The organism is Streptomyces sp. NPDC005931 (genome assembly GCF_042871235.1).
In the GTDB taxonomy this organism is placed as follows: domain Bacteria; phylum Actinomycetota; class Actinomycetes; order Streptomycetales; family Streptomycetaceae; genus Streptomyces.
In genome coordinates this window covers 19,619-39,286 of sequence record NZ_JBIAIG010000022.1, presented here as the reverse complement: position 1 = coordinate 39,286, position 19,668 = coordinate 19,619, and the positions used below count along the sequence as shown (strand labels likewise).

The 19,668-nt window shown below is 68.7% G+C and carries 20 protein-coding genes and 1 pseudogene; 8 read left to right on the top strand and 13 right to left on the bottom strand.

What is annotated here, in order from left to right:
* Positions 1-11: 11 nt before the first annotated feature.
* Positions 12-275 carry an AAA family ATPase gene (locus ACFYOV_RS31745; RefSeq protein ID WP_389093774.1) on the bottom strand — a complete coding sequence of 88 codons (264 nt, stop codon included), beginning with the start codon at positions 273-275 and terminating at the stop codon, positions 12-14.
* 632 nt (positions 276-907) lie between these two features.
* On the opposite strand from ACFYOV_RS31745, the gene ACFYOV_RS31740 reads away from it, so the two are divergent.
* Positions 908-2,125 carry an ISAs1 family transposase gene (locus ACFYOV_RS31740; RefSeq protein ID WP_389093730.1) on the top strand — a complete coding sequence of 406 codons (1,218 nt, stop codon included), beginning with the start codon at positions 908-910 and terminating at the stop codon, positions 2,123-2,125.
* 78 nt (positions 2,126-2,203) lie between these two features.
* On the opposite strand, the gene ACFYOV_RS31735 is transcribed toward ACFYOV_RS31740, so the two are convergent.
* The 3 genes from ACFYOV_RS31735 to ACFYOV_RS31725 form a co-directional block, all read right to left on the bottom strand.
* Positions 2,204-4,672: a tyrosine-type recombinase/integrase gene (locus ACFYOV_RS31735; RefSeq protein WP_389093728.1), complete on the bottom strand. Its 2,469-nt coding sequence runs from the start codon at positions 4,670-4,672 to the stop codon at positions 2,204-2,206.
* The gene (locus tag ACFYOV_RS31730; RefSeq protein ID WP_389093725.1) at positions 4,669-5,961 is read right to left on the bottom strand and encodes a tyrosine-type recombinase/integrase; all 1,293 of its coding nucleotides are present in this window, start codon (positions 5,959-5,961) and stop codon (positions 4,669-4,671) included. Before ACFYOV_RS31730 ends, ACFYOV_RS31735 begins: the two co-directional genes overlap by 4 nt.
* An 85-nt stretch (positions 5,962-6,046) precedes the next feature.
* Positions 6,047-6,325, bottom strand: coding sequence for a hypothetical protein (locus ACFYOV_RS31725; RefSeq protein WP_389093723.1), 279 nt, complete (start codon positions 6,323-6,325; stop codon positions 6,047-6,049).
* A 478-nt stretch (positions 6,326-6,803) separates the two neighbouring features.
* Between ACFYOV_RS31725 and ACFYOV_RS31720 the strand changes: the two genes are divergently transcribed.
* From ACFYOV_RS31720 to ACFYOV_RS31705, 4 genes are all read left to right on the top strand, one after another.
* Positions 6,804-7,316, top strand: a complete 513-nt coding sequence (locus ACFYOV_RS31720; RefSeq protein ID WP_389093721.1) for a hypothetical protein — start codon at positions 6,804-6,806, stop codon at positions 7,314-7,316.
* Positions 7,317-7,337: 21 nt separating this feature from the next.
* On the top strand, positions 7,338-7,739 hold the full coding sequence (locus tag ACFYOV_RS31715) for a hypothetical protein (RefSeq protein WP_389093719.1): 402 nt from the start codon (positions 7,338-7,340) through the stop codon (positions 7,737-7,739).
* Between the two features lie 116 nt (positions 7,740-7,855).
* A complete protein-coding gene (locus tag ACFYOV_RS31710) occupies positions 7,856-8,554 on the top strand; it encodes a phosphate ABC transporter ATP-binding protein (RefSeq protein WP_389093717.1) in 699 nt (232 codons plus the stop codon).
* Positions 8,548-9,327 carry an ABC transporter permease gene (locus ACFYOV_RS31705; RefSeq protein WP_389093771.1) on the top strand — a complete coding sequence of 260 codons (780 nt, stop codon included), beginning with the start codon at positions 8,548-8,550 and terminating at the stop codon, positions 9,325-9,327. Before ACFYOV_RS31710 ends, ACFYOV_RS31705 begins: the two co-directional genes overlap by 7 nt.
* Before the next feature lie 669 nt (positions 9,328-9,996).
* On the opposite strand, the gene ACFYOV_RS31700 is transcribed toward ACFYOV_RS31705, so the two are convergent.
* Positions 9,997-10,293: a PadR family transcriptional regulator gene (locus ACFYOV_RS31700; RefSeq protein ID WP_367321824.1), complete on the bottom strand. Its 297-nt coding sequence runs from the start codon at positions 10,291-10,293 to the stop codon at positions 9,997-9,999.
* A gap of 371 nt (positions 10,294-10,664) precedes the next feature.
* Here ACFYOV_RS31700 and ACFYOV_RS31695 point away from each other — a divergent pair, with 371 nt between their 5' ends.
* The 3 genes and pseudogenes from ACFYOV_RS31695 to ACFYOV_RS31685 all read left to right on the top strand — a co-directional run bounded on the left by ACFYOV_RS31695 (position 10,665) and on the right by ACFYOV_RS31685 (position 11,736).
* Complete coding sequence (locus ACFYOV_RS31695; RefSeq protein ID WP_389093715.1) at positions 10,665-10,991, top strand: transposase; 327 nt, start codon at positions 10,665-10,667, stop codon at positions 10,989-10,991.
* 174 nt (positions 10,992-11,165) lie between these two features.
* Positions 11,166-11,282 (top strand): annotated as a pseudogene (locus ACFYOV_RS31690) (IS3 family transposase); the annotation flags it as partial.
* Between the two features lie 40 nt (positions 11,283-11,322).
* The gene (locus tag ACFYOV_RS31685; RefSeq protein WP_389093713.1) at positions 11,323-11,736 is read left to right on the top strand and encodes a DDE-type integrase/transposase/recombinase; all 414 of its coding nucleotides are present in this window, start codon (positions 11,323-11,325) and stop codon (positions 11,734-11,736) included.
* Positions 11,737-12,563: 827 nt separating this feature from the next.
* On the opposite strand, the gene ACFYOV_RS31680 is transcribed toward ACFYOV_RS31685, so the two are convergent.
* The 8 genes from ACFYOV_RS31680 to ACFYOV_RS31645 form a co-directional block, all read right to left on the bottom strand.
* Entirely contained in the window at positions 12,564-13,088 is a 525-nt protein-coding gene (locus ACFYOV_RS31680) for a hypothetical protein (protein WP_389093711.1), read from the bottom strand.
* Between the two features lie 33 nt (positions 13,089-13,121).
* Complete coding sequence (locus tag ACFYOV_RS31675) at positions 13,122-13,481, bottom strand: 5-carboxymethyl-2-hydroxymuconate Delta-isomerase (RefSeq protein ID WP_389093709.1); 360 nt, start codon at positions 13,479-13,481, stop codon at positions 13,122-13,124.
* A gap of 68 nt (positions 13,482-13,549) precedes the next feature.
* On the bottom strand, positions 13,550-14,623 hold the full coding sequence (gene hisC / locus ACFYOV_RS31670; RefSeq protein ID WP_389093706.1) for a histidinol-phosphate transaminase: 1,074 nt from the start codon (positions 14,621-14,623) through the stop codon (positions 13,550-13,552).
* 64 nt (positions 14,624-14,687) lie between these two features.
* Positions 14,688-15,950 carry an ATP-grasp domain-containing protein gene (locus ACFYOV_RS31665; protein WP_389093705.1) on the bottom strand — a complete coding sequence of 421 codons (1,263 nt, stop codon included), beginning with the start codon at positions 15,948-15,950 and terminating at the stop codon, positions 14,688-14,690.
* A gap of 11 nt (positions 15,951-15,961) precedes the next feature.
* Positions 15,962-16,801, bottom strand: a complete 840-nt coding sequence (locus tag ACFYOV_RS31660) for a TauD/TfdA dioxygenase family protein (RefSeq protein ID WP_389093702.1) — start codon at positions 16,799-16,801, stop codon at positions 15,962-15,964.
* Positions 16,783-18,051 (bottom strand): MFS transporter, encoded by a 1,269-nt coding sequence (locus ACFYOV_RS31655; protein WP_389093700.1) that lies wholly within the window; start codon positions 18,049-18,051, stop codon positions 16,783-16,785. The genes ACFYOV_RS31660 and ACFYOV_RS31655 overlap by 19 nt, the downstream gene beginning before the upstream one ends.
* The gene (locus ACFYOV_RS31650; RefSeq protein ID WP_389093698.1) at positions 18,048-19,454 is read right to left on the bottom strand and encodes an FAD-binding oxidoreductase; all 1,407 of its coding nucleotides are present in this window, start codon (positions 19,452-19,454) and stop codon (positions 18,048-18,050) included. Before ACFYOV_RS31650 ends, ACFYOV_RS31655 begins: the two co-directional genes overlap by 4 nt.
* On the bottom strand, positions 19,451-19,660 hold the full coding sequence (locus tag ACFYOV_RS31645) for a ferredoxin (protein WP_389093697.1): 210 nt from the start codon (positions 19,658-19,660) through the stop codon (positions 19,451-19,453). The genes ACFYOV_RS31650 and ACFYOV_RS31645 overlap by 4 nt, the downstream gene beginning before the upstream one ends.
* Positions 19,661-19,668: the final 8 nt, after the last annotated feature.

Below are 19,668 nucleotides of genomic sequence, written 5' to 3'. Positions count from 1 at the left end.
CCCAGTCTCCTTCAGGGCGGTGCCCACGGTCCGTCCGAGGCCGGGGGGGCAGGCCCATCAGCGGGCCCATGGGGGCGCGGGGTGGCCAGTGGGTCACAGGCGCCAGCCAGGACCTGGATGTGAGGACCGGCCGACTGGACCAGATGCTCGACGACAGCGGTCTTGCCGATGCCGGACTCGCCGAGCACCAGGGCCATTCGTCCAGGGCCGATGGTGGCTGCCTGTAGGTGACCAGTGAAGTCCTGGAGCACGGTCTCTCGCCCCAGCAGATCCATCACCATCCACCTTCCCTCCCGTGCCGGGGCAGCGCAAAAGATCTAGAACCGGCCAGGACAGGCCCTGCGGGCGCAGGAGGGGCGGCGTGCGTGGGGTGTGCTCGGACGGGACGGGGTGGTATGTAGGGTGTGGCGGGGCGGAACTTGGGGCGTGCACCCGATGTGCCGCAGGCCGCCGCTGGCGCACGCTGAACGGGTCGAAGAAAGAGTTCCAAACGTGGAGCCCCGGGGTCCCTCACGAGGTTCACGGCACCAGGGAGCCGATCATGAAGCGCAACGCCTGTCGCGTCCTCGCATTTCCTGTACCGGTTGCGGGTCCGATCTCTTGCCGCGTATTCCGCCGCTTTGCTGGCGTCGGCAACCGGAGCGGGCGGACAGTAGCCCCGGGCCGCCCAGAGCCTCCCCTTTCCGAGGTGACAGACGCTCCTATAGCTGTCAACTGAGCGTGTGGGGTGTCTTTAGGGGCGGGTCGGAGCCAGGGCTCCGTCGTTCTCGTGGTCGGTCCGACGTAGTCGTTGTGGGCCTGATGCCCCAACTCCGCCGTGATGGTGCTGGATCGGCGGGAAGACGTGCAGGCACGGCTTCCGGTGATCATGGAGTGTCGAGTTCCCTGATCACCACAACGGAAGACCGTGCCTGCTGCGCCATCATCGCCCATCCCCGCCGGGCTGGGCCAACTCGCCGGATCCGATCCGGCTCTCTGCGATGAACTGCCCGGTCTGCTGGAGCGGCTGCGCAGGCTGCCCGACCCACGCAGTCGGCGAGGCCGGCGCCACCCACTGTCGTATGTCCTGGCCCTGGCCGCCTGCTCGGTCCTGGCCGGAGCGAAGTCCCTCGCCGCCATCACCGAGTGGGCCGCCGACGCCCCTGACCAGCTCCTTCTCCACTGCGGGGCCACACTGCGCGATCCGGACCGGCCCTACCGGGCTCCCAGCGAAGCAACCGTGCGCCGAGTACTGCAGCGCATCGACGGCGACGCGCTCGACGCGGCGATCGGCGGCTGGCTCACCGCCCGTGCAGACACCTTGCGCGCCCCCGGCCAGGACACACAGCCGCCATCCCGCCCAGCCCGGGAGGCGGTCGCGGTGGACGGAAAATCCCTGCGCGGCGCCATCCGCGCCGACGGCCGCCGTGTCCACCTGATCTCGGCGCTGCGCGGCGACGGCATCGTGCTCGCCCAGCGCGAGACCGAAGCCAAGAGCAACGAGATCACCGCGTTCCGGCCGCTGCTGGAACCACTGGACCTGACCGGCGCGGTGGTGACCTTCGACGCGCTGCTGACCCAGACCGACCACGCGAAGTTCCTGGTCGAGGAGAAGAACGCGCACTATATCGCCGTGCTCAAGGGCAACCACCCGACCCTGCACGCGCTCGTGAAGGAGCTTCCCTGGAAGGAGGTGCCGCTGATGGACCGCACCCGCACCACCGCCCACGGCCGCGACGAGATCCGCCGCCTGAAGGCCGTCACCGTGCCGCACCTGCCGTTCCCGCACGCCGGCCAGGCACTGCAAATCGTCCGACGACGCCGCACGGTACGCACCGGCAAAGTCTCACTCGAACGCGTCTACGCGGTCACCAGCCTGATGGTTCATCAAGCGACCCCCGCTGACCTGGCGAAACGCGTACGCGGGCACTGGGCCATCGAAAATCGTGAGCACCATGTCAGGGACGTGACGTTCGGTGAGGACGCCTCCCGGGTGCGGACCGGCAGTGCGCCCCAGACGATGGCCTCCCTGCGGAACTTGGCCATCGGCGCACTCCGGCTTGAGGGTCAGAACAACATCGCCGAGGGCCTGCGCCACCACGGACGGGACATGAACCGGCCACTGGCGACCCTCGGACTCACGTGATCATTCCGCACCGATCGCGAGAATGACGGAGCCCTGACGCACCCCCAGAGGGGCCGTTTGGCGTCCGGTGTGTCGCGGTTAGTCTGTCTTATTCAGGTTTTGGGCTTCCCGAACCGCGAGATGGTTGATCGGTGGCATGCCGACGAACACCGGCGAGCTCTTCCGTCTCTCATTGGCCCCGATCTGGCTGATCTTGTCGTTGGTGGCGGTGAGGCTGACGGTCAGTTGCTCGACGTCGCCCAGCCATCCTTCTCGTTCGGCTTCGGTGATCCTGGCGTGGAGGTTCTCGCGGATCTCTTCCAGACGGGGCCGTTCGCCTGGCCCCACGATCAGTACCGGGCATCGGACACAGGCGTGCTCGTGGACGCAGCTGCTTCCGTATGCTCGGCCGCACTGTCCCAGGGCCAGCTTGCGCCGCTCGAAGTGCCCGAGGAACTCCTGCCACTCCTCGTCGGTCACCGCCCGGTACTCCCCGGCGGGCCGTAGGCCGCGGCGCCGGGCGATGAAGGCTCGGTGGGCCTCGATGGCGTCTTCCGGGTAGATCGCGGCGTATCCCATCGTGGTTCCAATGTGGTCGTGACCAGCAATGACCTGGGCGATGTGCGGAGGCAAGCCGTTGAGGATGGCGTCGGTGATAAAGATTCTGCGGAAGTCGTGCGGCTGGAAGGTCAGCGGCTGTCCGCTGGCGTCGGTGATGCCGGTATCCGCCAGCAGCGTGTTGAGCGACTGGCGGATCGTGGCAATGGAGAGTGCCCTGTTCTCGCCACCTACGGACCACTGGTAGAGCAGCGGCATGGGAGGGTTCCAGACCTTCTCGTGCAGGTCGTAGGACGGGATGCTCGGCACCCTGCCGTCATGCCCGCGAACACGGCTGATCACGGCACTGAGAACGTCGGCAAGCTCGGGGCTGACCAGCAGGAGACGCTCTTGGTCCGTCTTGGACGGCGCGATCTGCAGGAGCGGGATCACCTCTCCGGTGGTCGGCAGCTTGTAGCTGATGATGCTGTGGTGGCCGAGCTCCTTGAGCTCTTCGATGCGCATCCCGGTATGCCGGAGGATCTCCACGGTCGCCCAGCCGTAGAAGGCCAGCTTCTCCTCCGTTCGGAAGTCGCGCCGCGTTCCTGTGGCGTCAACGACCGTTGAAGGTCTGCCACCGGCTCGCTCGGTGGACCGGGGCAGGGTGAAACTCTCGCCGAGCACCGTCACGGTGGCTCCAAGGTCAGCCGCCTCCAGCGCCTCCAGCCGCTCCCGGGCTTCTTTCAGCCGGCGGGCAGCCGCCTGTACCAGCGCGGGCAGGACCGGCAGCCTTTCCCGGGTGCGGGCGTCGGATCTCGCGCGGACCTCCTGCTCGGCCTTCCTGGCAGAGCAGTCGGCTTCCGTCACTGGAGTCGGGGCGGCCCACGGCCCCCAGCGCTCGGGCTCGTCCAGGGCCCATTCCGCGATGTCCAGGTAAAAACCCCTCACTGCCACCCTGATACTCAAGGCTCCGATGCGCGGCTCCGTTGTCGTGGCGACTGTGCCGTTCGGCATGCGGTGCTTGACGGTCTTGACCGCGATCCGGGCCTTCCACGCGTCGCGCACTTCCGGGGCCAGGTGAAGGCTGTCGATCCCTGGGTGGTGCCGCTCCAGGTCGGCCCAGAAGTAGCCGACCAGATTCCTGGACAGCTGCACCAAGGTGACGTAGTCGATTGAGGGCTGGCGTTCGGTCAAGTAGCTGACGAGCAGGTCGCGGATCGGCTTGCACTTCACCTCGAATCGGTCGACGAGTTGAGCCGGGCTCACCTGCCCGGCACGCTTCTCGATGCTCCGCAAGGTCTTGGGGGCGTCAGGGGGGAACTGGCCGCGGCTCTGAAGCAGGGCGTAGGCGAGTCGAGTGTGGCTTGTGGAGTTCGGCGTGGCCACCAACAGCAGTTCGAGGACATCGCCGGCCAGGATGTCGTCGATGGCGCCGCCCTTCGCCGCGAGGATGCGGGCCAGGGCTTTGAGCGCCTTCGAGGTGTGCCGCTGGTCCGGTTGTCCGGGCATGCGCGCGTTACGCAGGTCGGCGAATCCTCTGGGATCGCGAGCGGCTTCGATGGCCTCGCGTAGGTGGGGCGACAGGCTGCTGGCGAGCCACGGCATGCTGGGGCGGATGACATCGGCGCAGACCAGTGCCAGCAGCCCGGAACCGAGCCCCGCCTTCTGCGGTTTCCTGCCGTGGGCGATTCCCCAGGCAAGGGGGGCCTCGGTCCAGCCGACCGAGGTGGCGGAACCCGGGCTGGTGTTCCAGCGTTGCTGCCAGGTCTCGCCCTCGAAGGTCTCCAGCCATCGCAGCAGCAGACGCGCACCGACCATCCGCATCGAGTGGGTGGAGTCCTTGCCGTTCTTGAACGGCGGCTGCTCCAGCCTGTGGAGAACCTCGTCGCGGGAAGATCGGGTGATGGCCCAGTCGGTTCCCGGGCTCCGTGGCGGAAACCTCTGGAGATAGGCATCGATCTCTCCGCCGGCCAGGCTCCTCGCGGCCCGGGCCGGTGGGGATACGAGGAGAGGGGCGGTGGTAGTGGTCACCCGGGCCTCCGGCCGAACAGGACGTCGAGGGAGTCGCGGTTGTAGGCCGGCGCGGGCGGGGCCGGAGGCGGGTTGTTGCGCTTGTGCTCCTGGCGGGCATGGTGTGCAAGACCTGCCGAGATCACGTCGTCCCTGGTGGGCCGGTTGTAAATATCCAAGGTGGACAGATGCTTATGGCCGAGGATGTGCTGGACGTAGACGGGCGGCATGTTCGGGTCATCGAGCATCAAAAATGTCGCCGTGTGCCGCAGGTCGTGAAGAGTCCAGTTGGTGCCCAGGAGCTCGTTGGCGCGGTTGAACATCATGCGCGCCGCGTCGTACTCCAAAGGCCGCCAAGGACGGCGCAGAGTCCACCACAGCGGCTGAGCGCGGCCGCGGGGGACGCCCTTCCTCCAGGCTTCTTCCTGATAAAGCCGCAGCCAGACGAACGCGTCGGGAGTGGCGGGCAGCTCCTGGTAATCACGCGTCCCCTTGCGGATCACGCCGATGGTCTGCTGGCCGACTACCGCGTCGCCCTGCTTTGCGGTGAGTAGTTCTTCGGCGCGGGCGCCGGTGGCGACCCAGAAGGCCAGTAGAGCTCGGTCACGGTGCGAGCGGAGACCTTCGAAGACCTCGGTGTACTTCTCATCGGGGATGCGGCGCGGGATCCGCTTGGGAACCTTGGGCCGATAGAGGCCGGTGCGCTGCTGCTTGTGTTCCTTCTCAGGGTTGTGGTGGGCGTTGGCTCGTGCCGAGCGCCGGTTACGGACCAGAGGGAAGGGATTGACCAGCAGCGATCCGGTGTTGCGCTCCAGGTGGAAGTCGTAGAAGGTCCGCAGCACCGTCTCGCAGTGCGCCCGGGTATTGGGCGCGTACTTCTTGCCGACGGTGGGCTTGCCCGTCACCAGGTTCGGAGATCCCGGCGCCAGACTGCCGGTCGGGGCGGGCTGGGGTATCTCGGCGGGGTTCTTGCCGCGGTGGCGCCAGTGGACACGTACCGGCTTGTCCGCCAGCTTCATCCACAGCATGAAGTCCCGAGCATCCTCACGAACCGCGCGGTCCCACTCGATCCCGCATGCCCACAGGTAGCGCCACCAGCGCAGCAGATCCATCCCGTACGAACGCGGCGTCAACGGCGAACTGTCCGCTGCCATCAGATCTCTGAGGTACGTCGCGACAGGCTCGATCGGCCGTCCGAACGGGTCCAACACCTGGTACGGCTCCCAGCGATCTCCCGTCTCCAACAGCTTGCCCAACTCGGGCAGCACAAAGTTCTTCAGATCCCTGTCGGGACGCTGTTCACCGGGCATGCCGGGAAGCTAGCAGAAACCCCAACTGACCTGCGAATACCCATGAGTTAGTTCGGTCAACATGCCTGGCGCTTCCACTCGGACCCTAGATAATAGTCGAGGGCTTCGCCAGCTCGGTGAGGACGGCGCCCCACTCCGGGTTGGTCGGGTCGGGCTCGGTGCGGACCCGGATGCCGGCGGCGTTGGTGCGACGGTGCGCGGCGAGGACGTCCTCCCAGTTCGCCCGCAGGCAGTTCCCGGCGATCCGCTCGCCTCCGCCCTCGACGACGACCCGGGCGGGTTCCCCGGTGACGGCCGGGGCCATTCCCTCGACGGTGCGGGTGACGCCGTCGGCGCAGACGATCCGGTCCCCCTTGCGGAACACCGGGCCCTCAACCTCCCCGGCGGGCTCCTCCTCGAAGGGCTCCTCGTCGACGGGAACGGTGCCGCCGTTGCGGACGATCAGCAGCAGGCGCGCGACGACGTCGCCGGGTTACTGCTGGAGCTGGGCGTCACACTGTACTGGACGGTGCCTGAACCACCTGCTCGGCCTGCTCGTTCTCCACGGCGGTCTCCGTCATCAGACGCATCTCCTTGATCATCAGATCCGCCGTTGATTAGACACTCCCCCAACTGGTGAGACCTGAGCGCCCGTTCGACGAACAGCACCTCACGGTCCCGGAAGGCAGGCAACCCGCCATCCGTCATGGCGTTCCTCCTGGCGGCGGCTGTGCCGGCTGCCGGGAAGCGTCGGGTGTGACTTTCGGCCATGGAGGGGCTGTTCGGCCCATATCCCAAGCCGATTGCCGGGTCCTATGTTTTCGGCCAGTCGAACACACAGGAAACCCACAGGGAGGTGGGGGATGAGCTTCACGAACCGCGAGGTGTGGGGGCTGATCCATGGCATGGTTCTGGGGGCGGTGTTCCTGCTGGCGTTCGCCGGCGGGCTGGCCGATCTCTACGGGCTACGGGCGGCGCTGGTCACCGGCACCGGGATCGTCGAGCGGATGCGCCGGCTGAAGGTCGGCGTGACGGCGATGGCCGTGGCCGCCTGGGGAACGGTGATCACCGGTACCTGGGTCGTCTACCCCTGGTACCGGGAGAAGACCCCGGGCAGCCCCAAGTCGCAGTTGATGGCCGATCCGGGCACCGTGGACTGGCACGAGTTCGGCATGGAGTGGAAGGAACACATCGCCTGGATCAGTCCGATCCTGGCCACCGTGGTCGCCTTCATCGTCCTCTATTACGGCAACACACTCATCCGTCATGAGCGGGTGCGGCGCACCACCCTGCTGCTGTTCGTGCTCGCCTTCGCCTTCGCCGCGATCGCCGGGGCGTTCGGCGCCTTCATCACCAAGGTCGCACCGGTCGAGTAGACCGGAGAGGGAGTGAGCGACATGACCCAGCACGAGGAACACGCGTCGCACGTCGACGAGGGGTACGGTCCGGGCCTCACGGAGGAGAACACCCCGGCGGACGGCGACCGGCCGGAAGGGGCGATCTCGGCCGCGATCATCGCAGCTGGCGCGGGAGCGGCGGCTCTGGGGATGTTCACGACGCTGGCGGAGGCCAGCAAGGACGTGGCGGACTGGTTGCAGTGGAGCGAGCGGGTCGGCCCGCTGTCGGGCAAGACCGTCATGGCAGTGGTCGTCTGGCTGGTGTCCTGGGCGGTGCTCCACCTCGCCCTCAGGAACAAGGAACGCGAGACCGGCCGTGCTCTGACGGTGGCGCTGGTGCTGCTCGGGCTCGGCGTCCTGGGCACCTTCCCGACGTTCTTCCAGGTCTTCGCACCCGAGTAACCGGATCGACGCCCCGCGGCAGCACGCAAAGGGGCTGTACCGCCAGCCAAATATCGGCTGACGATATCGACCACCGATATAATGGAGAGTCGGTCGGCGAGCTTCGGGGAGGCGTCATGGAACCGGACGGCGGTGGCTTCGTCTTCGACGGGGTCGTGGTGGAGCGCGGTGGCGTGCGCGCCCTGGACAGGTTCTCGGCGGAGATCCCCCGACAGGGCGTGACCGCGGTGTTCGGGCCGTCCGGGTCCGGCAAGTCCACGCTGCTGAGGCTGTGCAACCGCCTGGAGGTACCGGCAGAGGGCCGGGTGTCGTTCCGGGGAGACGACCTCGCCGGCCTCGACCCGCTGCGGCTGCGCAGACGGGTGGGCATGGTCTTCCAGCGGCCCACGCCGTTCCCCGGCAGCGTCGAGGACAACCTGCGCGCGGCCGTGCCGGACGCGGACCGGGCCAGGATGGAGCAGGCCCTGGCCGGTGCCGCGCTGGACGGCTCGTGGCTGGGACGGGACGCGACCGAGCTGTCCGGCGGCGAGGCCCAGCGGGTGTGCATGGCCCGCACGCTGATCACGCAACCGGAGGTGCTGCTGCTGGACGAGCCCACCTCCGCGTTGGACGTGTCCGCCACCGAAGTGCTCGAACAGGCCGTACGCCGTCTCGTAGAGGGCGGCCTGACCGTGCTGTGGGTCACCCACGACATGGCCCAGGTGCGGCGGATCGCGGACCGGGTACTGCACATCGAGCACGGCCGGTGTGTCGGCATCGAACCGGTCGCCCGGCCTCCGCGGGTGGAGGAGGTGGCGCCGTGGACGACATGGTGAGCATCGGCGGTCTCGCTGTCTCGCTCGCGCTCGTGGCGGTCGCGGCGGTGGTCTCGCTGTGGCAACGGCTGGGCCTGGAGCGGCAGGTGGTCTGGGCCGCGGCCCGCGCTCTGGTCCAACTCCTGCTGGTGGGCGCGGCGTTGGCGCTGCTGGTTGAGCCCGGTCGGTCGCTGTGGTGGTCCGTGCTGTGGGTGGTCGCCATGGTCGCCTACGCCGGTGACGTCGCCCGGCGACGGGCCGCCGAGGTGCCGCGGATCGCGCCGCTGGTCGTCGCCGCTTTCGCGGCCGCCGCGGCCATCACCCTCGGTGTCGTGTTCGGGCTCGGAGTGCTGCCCCTCGAAGCACGTACCCTGGTTCCGGTGGCCGGGATGATGGTCGGCAACTCCATGACCGCGACGGTGCTCGCCGCCCGCCGCCTGGTGGAGGAGCTGCGCGACAAGCGCGACGAGGTCGAGGCCCGGCTCGCTCTGGGGCAGCCGTCCCGGCGGGCCGCCACCCCGTATGTCCGGGCCGCGCTGCGCTCGGCGCTCTCCCCGCAGATCGAGACGACCAAGGCCACGGGTTTGGTCTTCCTGCCGGGCGCGATGACCGGCCTGATCCTCGCCGGTGTCTCTCCCGTCCAGGCCGTGCTGGTGCAGGCCGTGGTTATGTTCCTCGTCCTCGCCTCCGTGGCCACGACAACGGTGGTGGTGGCCCTCGGCCTGGTCCACCGCCTGTTCACCGCCGACCACCGCCTGCTGCCGCTGCCCCGCCCGGCGGACTCGACGTCCTGACCTCGAGGAAGACCGGCCGGCGCAGCATGGACCATCCCCCGTGCCTGACGGTGATCGGAGGGGGCCGGAGGCTCGACGGGATCCGGTCGAATGCCGGGGCGCAGGCGTTCTTCAACGGCGCCGGCCCCGCGGTGATCGGTGCGGTCGCGGGGGCGGCAATCCCGCGGGTGCCGGCCCTGGAGAACGGGTGGCAGTACGCCGTAGTGGCCGCCGCCCTGTGTGGCCGCCGACCGCCGGCCGGGGCGTGATCCGCGCGCTGCTCGGCGCCGGAGCGCTGGGGATCGTAGCCTCGCCTGCCGCCTGGCCGTCTTCCTGCTCACACAGAGGCAGTCCACCGGCCGATCCGGCCGGGCCGTATGGAGGCGCCCACTGCGGGAGCGGCACATGAGAATCGGCCGAGACGGGGCCGGAAAGTCACCGGCTCGGCCTCGGACGCGGCGCGATCGGCAGGGCGGGTCTGCGACCGCACACAGGACGTCCGGGGCGAGTCAGGTCTCGGCGCTCTGTGCACGCCCGGCGAAGTCCCTGCGGTTCGGCACGCTCTGAGGGGGCGTGGGGCCGTGTCCAGCGGGGCCGTATCCGTCTGCGGTTCCGCCGCCTGCGGGCGCCGCCGGACACGACGGAGCCGCAGACGAACGACAGCACAGCACGGCGCTTACCGCTGAGTGCTCAGTCACCGAGGACCTCGCGGGCCAACTCGGCCAGTGCCCTGCGGTCCTCGGCCAGCGCCTTCCTTCCGGCCTCGGTCGCCCGGTACACCCGGCGGGCGCGCCCGCCGACCACCCGCTGCTCGGAGACCAGCAGCCCGTCCGCCTCCAGCCGGTGCAGCGTCGGATACAGCGTGCCGGGGCTGATGTTGTAGCCGTGCTCGGCCAGCTCCTCGGTCATCCACGCACCGTGGATCTCGCCCTCGGCCGCGTGGTGCAGGATGTGCAGCCGCACCGCACCCCGCTGGAACTCCCGCACTCCGCCCACCTCCGGACCGCCGTCCCGGCGGTGACGAAACCGATATCGGACCTCGATTCTATGCCGGAGCGGGTTGTTCATCCTGCGGTTCGGTTGTCCGTGGCGGTCCGTCGCGGGCGGATCCGGCCCCTGCTGACCAGGCCCAGGAGGGGCTCGAGCCCTAGCCGCGGGTCGCGATTCCCTTGCGCAGGCGCCTGGCGCAGCCCTGCCGGGGCCTCGTTGACAAGGAGCAAGGTCACGGGGGACGCCATCCCAGTGCGGGCACCGCCCGCTCACGGTTTGACAAGGTACCTCTTCCGGAGCCACCAGCCTATGCAGCTGTGAACCGCTGCGGGTCTTATGGAGGCTCGATTCCCTGAGAGGATCGAGTCATGGCACGTCCGTCCCCCTACCCTCCTGAGCTTCGTGAGCGCGCGGTGCGCATGGTCGCGGAGATCCGTCCGAACTATCCGACCGAGTGGGCCGCGATGAAGGCAGTTGCGGCGAAGCTGGGCATCGGCGCGGCGGAGACGGTGCAGACGTTGGTCCGCAAGGCCGAGGTGGACACCGGTCAGCGGCCCGGCACGACGTCCGAGGAGGCCGCGGAGATCAAGCGGCTGCGGGCCGAGAACGCCGAACTGCGGCGGGGCAACGAGATCTTCAAAGCGGCGTCGGCTTTCTTCGCGGCCGAGCTCGACCGGCCGTCCAGGCGCTCGTAGCGTTCATCGACGAGTTCAAGCAGGTGTTCGGGGTCGAGCCGATCTGTCGTGTGCTGTCCGGCCACGGGCTGAAGATCGCAACGAGCACCTACTACGCTGCCAGGAACCGTGCTCCCAGCGCCCGTGCGATGCGGGATGAGGAGCTGAAGCGCACATCAGCCGGTCCACGCCGACAACTACGGCGTCTACGGGGTGCGGAAGGTCTGGCGGCAGCTTCATCGCGAGGGCATACCCGTGGCCCGCTGCACGGTCGCCCGGCTGATGCGCGAGCTCGGTCTGGAAGGCGCCCGACGAGGCAAAAAGATCCGCACCACCGTGCGCGACGACGGGCATGAGCGGGCAGCTGACCTGCTCAAGCGTGACTTCACCGCGTCCCGGCCGAACGAGAGGTGGGTCGCCGACTTCACCTACGTGGCCACCTGGTCGGGGATCGTCTACGTCGCGTTTCGTCGTGGACGTCTTCTCCCGGGCAATCGTCGGCTGGTCCACGGCCGCCAGCAAGCGGGCCAACCTCGTCCTCGACGCCCTCGATATGGCCTTGTGGCGGCGCGACCGTGCTGGAACTCCCGCTGGACCGGGGCTGGTTCATCATTCGGATGCGGGCAGTCAATACACGTCGTTCGCGTTCACCGCGCACCTCCTCGAGGCTGGCATCGACGCCTCGGTCGGCACGGTGCGGCGGCCGGTGCGCAGCCGCTTGGTGATGAGTCCACGCTCGAGCTGTGCGGCTGCTCCCATTACCTGACGCACGAAGGTGCGCATCGGGTCATCGTCGTCGTCGGGCAGGTGCTCGCCGCGGTCCGCGGTGAACATGCGGCCGCCGTGTGCCCAGACGACGGAGAGGATGGCCTCCTGCTGTGTGAGTTACCGAAAAGCATGTGAAGGCCCTGCTGGAGACGATGGCGCACGGCGCGGTGCGCTGCATGTTTTGCGACGACAGCCTCGGTACCGACATGGACCACTTCCAACCCCTGGCCTCCGCTCCCCTGCGCGAGGGGCGCACCGCGAAAGGGAGAACGAGCATTCAGGTGTTCGGGCTCAACCGGCCCGACCTCCTCGACGGCCGGGCCCGTGCCTTCACGACTGCCTGCCTGGTCATAGAGGGGTGGCATCAGGCACGTCGTGTATTCCCTGGCCCGCCTCGATCCGGAGATCGCCGAGACTGTCCTGGAGAAACAGACGCTGCCGGCTCTGCAGGCCTGGCGCAGCGTGTACGGCACTCCCACCGGGGTCTGAGCGACCGCAGGACACCACGTGGGCGGACGCGGGGCAGGATGCCAGTGCCGTGGGCTATACCGGGAGCCTGCTGCTCAGCGCGCCCCGCTGTCGCCCTGCAGCTGGCTTCTCCGACAGCATGCACTGCGCCGGACACGGCCGCTCCCAGTCTCCGCCGTCTTCGGAGCCTCAACCGAACATCTCAGTTACCCCGCGTGCAGTGGAGGTTCCCTGGCGCGACACATGGCGTGCGCCGGCACGCACGCCATCCATTCGGTCGTGGTGTGATGAGGTGGCGTGGGGTGCCGCAGCCGGCGTTGGGGCAGTCGGGCCTGCCGTGCCGCCCGGGCCCGGCTGTCAGATGCCGTCGCGGGCGACGTGCCGACCGACGACGGTCCGGATCGGCTCGGCCGCTTCTTCGGGCACGGCGCCGGTGAGGCCGTCGAGGTGCTGGACGGCCTCCCGAGTGATGTAGCGGTCGGGGTCGGGAGATTGCAGGTAGCGGCAGAGCAGGTCGGGGTCGAGGTCCTGTCGCTGGAGGTAGGCGGCGAGGGTGCCGACCAGGAGGTGGTTGTGGGCGAGGGCGTCGGTCAGGGCGTACAGGACCAGGCGCTGCCACTGCCGCATGCTGTCGCCGTGCACGGTCTGCAGATGCTGCGCGCGGGCGAGGTAGGCGTTGATGCGGCGGCAGTGGTGGGTCACCAGCGCCAGCAGCTCTGGTGGCACCTCCTCGCCCACTGAGCGCGGGGCGGGCTCGACTGTGCAGGGTGCGGGCGCGGGCGGCAGGGCGTCGCGGATCTGCTGCAGACCCGCGGTCTGCTGCGGGCCGTGAGGTTTCTCGCTGCGCCGCTGCGGTCGCTTGCGCAGGTGGGTGGAGGTCATGGCCGTGCCGTCCCTTGTCGGCTGCTGCTCGACTCACCCGACATTCTTCGTGTACGAGGCGCTGAGGTCGTGTACATCGACGGAGGCGTGCACCACCGTGTCGGGCACCGACGCCGTGTGGGCGCGTACCAGGTCGAGCACCGCACGGCTCAGCGCGGTCTTGGTCTCTGCCGAACGGCCGGGGAGGATCGCGAAGTCGATGTGGATCAGCGCCTGGCCGGGCTCGCCGTCCGAGACGACGGCCTCCTCAACGCGCCTGAAGCGCGTCTTGCAGCTCTCGACCGTGATGCCGTCGACCGTCTTGGCCGCCAGAGTGTGGAGTTCGAGAGCGAAGCGGCGGCGGTCGAAGAACCCGTCCAAGGGCTTGTCGTAGTCGACGGTGATGTGCGGCATTCGATTCTCCTCGTTCGATGGGCTCGATGGGTGGTGGTGCCAGAAACCAGGTGGGTGTCTCCCGTGCTCTATCGACTGCCTCGCGGCAAGGGAGGGGTGAGGCTCTGGGCCGCGCGCAGAAAGGCGTCATTCTCCTCGGGGAGTCCAACCGTGACACGTACCCCGTCGTTCCCGAAGACGCGGATCATGATCCCGTTGTCCGCGCAGTGTTCACCGAACTGCGCGGAACGTTCACCCAGTGGCAGCCAGAGGAAGTTGGCCTGTGATTCCGCCACGTCGTAACCGGCTTCCTGCAAGGCCGCGCGGAGGCGGTCCCGCTCCCGCGTGACGGCCTCGCATCGCGCGCGTGTTTCCTCGGCGTGTTCCAGGACGGCGAGTCCCGCCGCCTGGGCGAGGCGGCTCACCGAGAAGGGGACGCCGACCTTGGTGGTGATGGCGGCGATCGGCGGGGCCGTCACGCAGTAGCCGATCCGGACGCCGGCCAAGCCGTACGCCTTGGAGAAGGTGCGCACCACCGCCACGTTCTCGCGCTCCAGGGCGAGCGGCACCCCATCGGGCACCTCCGGGTCCGTGACGAACTCCCGGTATGCCTCGTCGAGGACGACCAGGACGTCGGGGGGGATCTTGTCCAGGAACCGAAGCAGAGCATCCGAACGTACCGCGGTGCCGGTCGGGTTGTTCGGGTTGCAGACGAAGACGACCCGGGTGGCGGGGGTGAGGGAGGACAGCATGGCGTCCAGGTCGTGCCGGTGTTCCGCATCCAGCGAAACGGTGCGCACGGCCACTCCGACCACCTGGGCGAAGACGGGGTACGCCTCGAAGGAGCGCCAGGCGCACAGCACTTCGTCACCCGGGGCGCAGTATGCCTGGATGAGCTGCTGGCACAGGCTCACCGAGCCGCAGCCCACGGCGATCCATGGCTCGGGTACGCCGAGCCGGTCCGCGAGCCGGGAGACCAGCTCGTCCGAGTACCAGCTGGGATAGCGGTGGCTCTCGGACGTCGCGCGGGTGATGGCGGCGACCACGGATGGTGAGGGAGGGAGGGGCCCTTCGTTGGAGTTCAACAGGATCGCACCGGGCGGCTGGCTCGGGATGATGTAGTCGGGCAGTGCGGCGAGGCCGGGCCGGATCGGAACGGGCATCTTTTCCTTTCGCAGGGCGACCGGGACGGGCGCCGGTCGAACACGTACGCAGGGTCGTGAGCGGTCAGGCGAGCCGGAAGGCATGGTCCTTGAGAGCCAGGATCCGCTGGTAGTCGGCCATCAGTTGCCGGCGGTCGTCTCCGGTCATGAAGACCCGCAGCGGGCTGGACAGAAGGTCGGTGGTGGGGCGCAGCCGGTCTCCGGGTGCCACCCGGGGTACCGTCAGGTGCACGGTGTCCAGTGCGTTGATCTCCGCGAGAACGTCTTCATCGATGGCGGCCACTACGCCGCTGAGGCTGGTCCGGCCGTGCAGAACGAGAGCCTCGCACCGCTTGCGGTACATGGTTTTCCCGGTGAAGCGGCGCGCGTACTCATCCGGCCTGATGCACGCCAGCGCCAGCAGGTCCGCCTGGTTCCCGCCCATGCAGAGGTCGTGGAAGCCGGGCTCCATGTCACCGTTCATCCGGGCGCCTATCTCCACCAGGGCGGGGCCTTGTGCGGTCATGATGATTTCCGCGTGGGCGGCACCGAACCGGATGTCCAGAGCTTCCAGAACGGTGTCGAGATAGGCGACCAGTTCGGCCACCGGCTCACTGTCGGGGCCCAGCAGGATGTCCTTGTCGTACACGCGTTTGGCGCCGATGTCGGTCTTCTCGTACTCCCAGACCCCGCAGACGTGCCGTCCCCCGCCGGGCCCACGTACCACGTCCACGACGTATTCGGTGCCGTGGAGGCACGACTGGGCGAGCACCTCGGTGTTGCGGCGCTCGAAGATGTCGTACGAGCCGAGCACGGCCGCGGCGGCGGTGCGGACGTCGTGCGCGTCGCGGCAGATGGAAACACCGTCGGTGGAGGCGGAGCTGAGTGGTTTGATCACCACGGGATAGCCGGACTCGCGCTCGGCCCAGTCCACGATCTCCTGTATGTCGGCGGACTTGAGCTGGCGCGCGCAGTGGATCCCTGCCCGGCGCAGGGTCTCGATCATCTCGTACTTGTCGCGCCGTGCGACGGAGAGCGCGGAGCCGTTGCCGGGCAGCCCGAGGTACTCGGCCATCAGGTCGGCCGGTATCACACCGGTTTCCTGACCAGGCAGTACGCAGACTGGGGCGTATTCGGAAAGTTGCCCGGCGGTCTGCTCAAGTTCTTCGTGGACGACGTTGGCGAGGTAGGGGCTCAGGTCCGGCGGCGTGACGGTGGACAGGAACTCGGGCGTGCTCTGCAGATGTACGACATCCGCCCCGAGCCGCCGGAACGCGGCCGGCAGGTACTTGCCGACCGAATAGCCGTCGACGACCACGCCTACCCGCGCACGGTTGGAAGTCTGCATGGTTCGCCCCGTCACACGGCCGCGATGCTGACACGGTGCACAGTCCGGGAGACACCCGGGGGCAGCTCGGTCGCCACGTGGTAGGTGGTCGAGGTCTTCCACACCAGCAGGTCGTGCGGCGTCCAGCGGTGGGTGTAGACGTGGTCGGGGTCCTGCATCAGCGCGTCGACCAGGTCGAAGAAGGCCGCGTTGTCGTTGGCGTCGAAGCCGACCACGGAGTCCATGTAGGCGCGGGCACCGTAGAGGTAGGTGCGGCCGGTGAACGCGTCGCGCCGCACCAGGGGGTGTTCCACCGGCGGGTACTGCTGGGCGACGAGCGCCTGCATCTCGGTGATCGACAGCCCGACGTGCTCCTCGCCGATGCGCTGTTGCTTGGTCAGGGTGTGCAGTCCCCTGCGGTCCTCGAGCTTGGTCTTCCACTCGTCCGGCAGCCGGTCGTAGACGTCGCAGGCGCTCGCGAAGAGGGTGTGCCCGCAGTCCTGTGGCACGTTGACGCCGTGCAGCATCGTGTATGCGGAAGGATGCTCGTTGAACGACGAGTCCTGGTGCCAGAAGTTACCGACGCGGGGAACGCCCAACGGCCGGTCGTTCTTCCGCTCGTTGGACGAGACGAGTATCTGTTCGAACTTCGGGTGTCGCCAGTCCTTCATCACGAAGGGCACCGGGTTGCCGATCCGGGTGGCCAGTTCGATCTGCTGTTCCGGTGTGAGATCGACGCCGCGGACGACGACCAGGTCCCTGCGGTGGAGCGAGTCGACGAGGTCGTCGAACACCTCGGGACGGCGCAGCTCGTCGATGGTGGCCCCGGTGAACTCGACACCTATGTAGGGAGTCAGATCACGCTTGTGCATGGTTCAGGTTCCTCCTTGTGCAACGGTTCCTCGTGCGACGACTTCTCGTCGTGCCAGGTGTAGGGGCATGTACGGGCCGCGATCAGCAGCAGCCACGCCACGCACACCGCGGCTCCGCTCACCACCCAGGGCGCTCCGGCGTGTCCGGGTCCGGAGAGCAGCAGGGCGACCTGGGGAGCCAGGATGAAGGCGATGTTGGCGCCGGTGGAGTAGAGGCTCAGGTTGCGGTCGGCTGCGCCGCCGGAGGGTGCCAGGCCGCTGACGTAGTGCAGCAGTGCGGGGAAGACGACGATCTCGCCGAGCGTCCACACCACGGTGGAGAAGATGAGGGACATGCCGGACGAGGAGAGCCCCGTCAGCAGGAAGCCCACGCCGGCGAGCCCGTAGCCGGTGAGCAGCGTCGGCAGGTTCCTCCAGCGTGCCGTCGCTGCGTTGAGGGGGACTTCGAAGAGCACGATGCCCGCAGCGTTGATCGTGAAGATGATGCCGGCCCAGTGACTTGGCATGCCAAGGGCGACGACGACGTAGGTGCCGACGAAGACCGAGGGGAGGGAGTACGCCAGCTGGATCGGCAACGACAGGGTGAAGATCGTCCAGAACCGGGTGTGGTGACGCAGCGGGCGAGTGCCCGGGCCGGCCCGCTTCTTTGTCCGTACCGGGCGGCGCGGTGGGCCGCCGCCGTGCGGGTGGAGCGCCAGAGAGCCGGCCGCGGCCAGGACGCAGACGGCGTTGACCCAGAACACCGCGCGGGGACCGACCGCGAAGATGAGCCCGCCGGCGATCGGGCCGACGGCCATTCCGAGGTTGATGGCCAGCCGGTAGCAGGAGAAGGCGACCTTGCGCTCGGCGGGCCGAGAGCCGTCGAGGGTGGCCGAGTACGCGGCCGGGGTGACCAGTTCGTAGCCGAAGCCCCAGATGACGACTGCCGTGATGATCGGAGTGAGGTGATGGACAAGGGGGATGACGGCAAGTACCGCGGCGTTGAGCAGGAAGCCGCCGAGCATCACCGTGCGTGCGCCGATCCGCGCCAGCAGCACACCGGCCGCCAGGTCGGCGGCGAGCGCACCCGCTCCGAAACAGGCGAGGATCGCGCCCACCTGTGCTTTGTCGAAGCCTTCGGACAGCAGGAGGTGGGCGGCGAGAAACGGGTACGCCATCGTTCCCGCACGGAAGACAAGGGTGGTGAGGAAGAGAGCGCGCAGCCCGTCGTCGAGTCCGGCCACGATCCGGAAGGTCTTGACGATGATCACGGGGCGCCGTGCCTCGCCTCCGCCGGGGTGAACACGGCTCCCGGATTGAAAAGACTTCCCGGGTCCAGCACCGCCTTGAGCTGCCGGTGCACCCGCAGCGAGACGGAGCCCAGTTCGCGCTCCAGCCACTGCTGTTTGAGCCTGCCGATGCCGTGTTCGCCGGTGACCGTACCCCCGAGGGAGAGGCCCAGGGCGAGGATCGCGTCAAAGGCCTCACAGGCCCGGCGGAATTCCTCCGATGACGTGCGGTCGTACAGCACGGTGGGGTGCATGTTGCCGTCCCCCGCGTGCCCGACGACGGCCACGGTCAGACCCGCATCGGCGCCGATCTTCTCGCAGCCTACGATGAGTTCGGCGATTCGGGTGCGTGGTACGGCCACGTCCTCGGTCATCACGGCGCCTTGCGCCTCCAGGGCGGTGAGTGACACCCGGCGGGCGCGCAGCAGCAGGTCGCCCTCGGCCGGATCGCGGGTGGTGTGGGTGAAGGCCGCCCCGGCCTCCTGGCAGAGCCGCGCCATCGCCGCCAGTTCGTGATCGGCGGCCCTGCCTCCCGAGTCCGATTGGCACAGCAGCAGGACCTGCCGGCCGGCACGGCCGAGGTCGCTGTCGAGATAGGCTGCGGACGCCCGTAGCGAGGTGGCGTCCATGATCTCCATGAGGGAGGGGACGATGCCTTCCCGTACGACGCGGATGACGGCGTCGCCCGCCTGCTCGACCGCGTCGAACGAGGCGATCAGCGTGCCGGGAGCAGCAGGCAGCGGTGTGAGCGCGAAGGTTGCCTGGCTGATGACGCCGAGCGTGCCCTCGCTGCCGACGAAGAGGCGGGTGAGGTCGTACCCGGCGACGCCCTTGACGGTTCGGCGCCCGGTCCGCAGCACTGAGCCGTCGGCGAGCACCACCTCCAGGCCGAGCACGAAGTCCGCGGTCGTCCCGTACTTTCCGCAGCAGAGACCGCCGGCGTTGGTGGCCAGGTTGCCGCCGAGTGTGCACCACTCCAGGCTTGAAGGGTCCGGGGGGTAGAAGAGGTTGTGGCGGGCCGCCGCCTTGCGCAGGTCGAGATTGACCACGCCGGGCTGGACGACGGCGAGCCGGTTGTCCGGGTCCAGCTCCAGGATCCGGTTCATCCGCGTGGTGACGAGGGCGACGCAGCCGTCGACGGCGTTCGCCGCGCCGGTCAGGCCGCTGCCCGCGCCGCGCGGCACGATGGGGACCCCCGCCCCGGCGCAGGCGCGTACGCAGGCCCGCACCTGGACGGTGTCGACGGGGAACACGACAGCGAGCGGCCGCCCGCGCGGCACCAGCGGCATCATGTCGCCCGAGTAGCCCTCGGTCGCACCGGGGTCGGTGAGCACCGCCTCCTCCCCCAATGCCTGACGCAGCTCCCGGAGCAGGGTGGCCGTCATACGGTGCTGCCCGGTGCGTGGACCACGATCGCCCGGGCCGGGCAGAGATCGGCAGCCTCGTGCACAGCGTCCCCGAGGTGCGCGTCCGGGGTCGGGTCGAGGAGCAGGACGACACCGTCGTCCTCGTTCTGGCCGAAGACGTCGGGGGCGGACAAAACACAGTGTCCGGCGCCGACGCACTCTTCCGGCAGGAGGGTGACCTTCATGTGCGGGA

Coding starts and splice junctions, on each gene's coding strand:
- ACFYOV_RS31745 (WP_389093774.1), bottom strand. CDS start 275: ATGGATCTGCTGGGGCGAGAGACCGTGCTCCAGGACTTCACTGGTCAC.
- ACFYOV_RS31730 (WP_389093725.1), bottom strand. CDS start 5,961: ATGCCCGGTGAACAGCGTCCCGACAGGGATCTGAAGAACTTTGTGCTG.
- ACFYOV_RS31720 (WP_389093721.1), top strand. CDS start 6,804: ATGAGCTTCACGAACCGCGAGGTGTGGGGGCTGATCCATGGCATGGTT.
- ACFYOV_RS31715 (WP_389093719.1), top strand. CDS start 7,338: ATGACCCAGCACGAGGAACACGCGTCGCACGTCGACGAGGGGTACGGT.
- ACFYOV_RS31710 (WP_389093717.1), top strand. CDS start 7,856: ATGGAACCGGACGGCGGTGGCTTCGTCTTCGACGGGGTCGTGGTGGAG.
- ACFYOV_RS31705 (WP_389093771.1), top strand. CDS start 8,548: ATGGTGAGCATCGGCGGTCTCGCTGTCTCGCTCGCGCTCGTGGCGGTC.
- ACFYOV_RS31695 (WP_389093715.1), top strand. CDS start 10,665: ATGGCACGTCCGTCCCCCTACCCTCCTGAGCTTCGTGAGCGCGCGGTG.
- ACFYOV_RS31685 (WP_389093713.1), top strand. CDS start 11,323: ATGAGCGGGCAGCTGACCTGCTCAAGCGTGACTTCACCGCGTCCCGGC.
- ACFYOV_RS31680 (WP_389093711.1), bottom strand. CDS start 13,088: ATGACCTCCACCCACCTGCGCAAGCGACCGCAGCGGCGCAGCGAGAAA.
- ACFYOV_RS31675 (WP_389093709.1), bottom strand. CDS start 13,481: ATGCCGCACATCACCGTCGACTACGACAAGCCCTTGGACGGGTTCTTC.
- hisC (WP_389093706.1), bottom strand. CDS start 14,623: ATGCCCGTTCCGATCCGGCCCGGCCTCGCCGCACTGCCCGACTACATC.
- ACFYOV_RS31665 (WP_389093705.1), bottom strand. CDS start 15,950: ATGCAGACTTCCAACCGTGCGCGGGTAGGCGTGGTCGTCGACGGCTAT.
- ACFYOV_RS31660 (WP_389093702.1), bottom strand. CDS start 16,801: ATGCACAAGCGTGATCTGACTCCCTACATAGGTGTCGAGTTCACCGGG.
- ACFYOV_RS31650 (WP_389093698.1), bottom strand. CDS start 19,454: ATGACGGCCACCCTGCTCCGGGAGCTGCGTCAGGCATTGGGGGAGGAG.
- ACFYOV_RS31645 (WP_389093697.1), bottom strand. CDS start 19,660: ATGAAGGTCACCCTCCTGCCGGAAGAGTGCGTCGGCGCCGGACACTGT.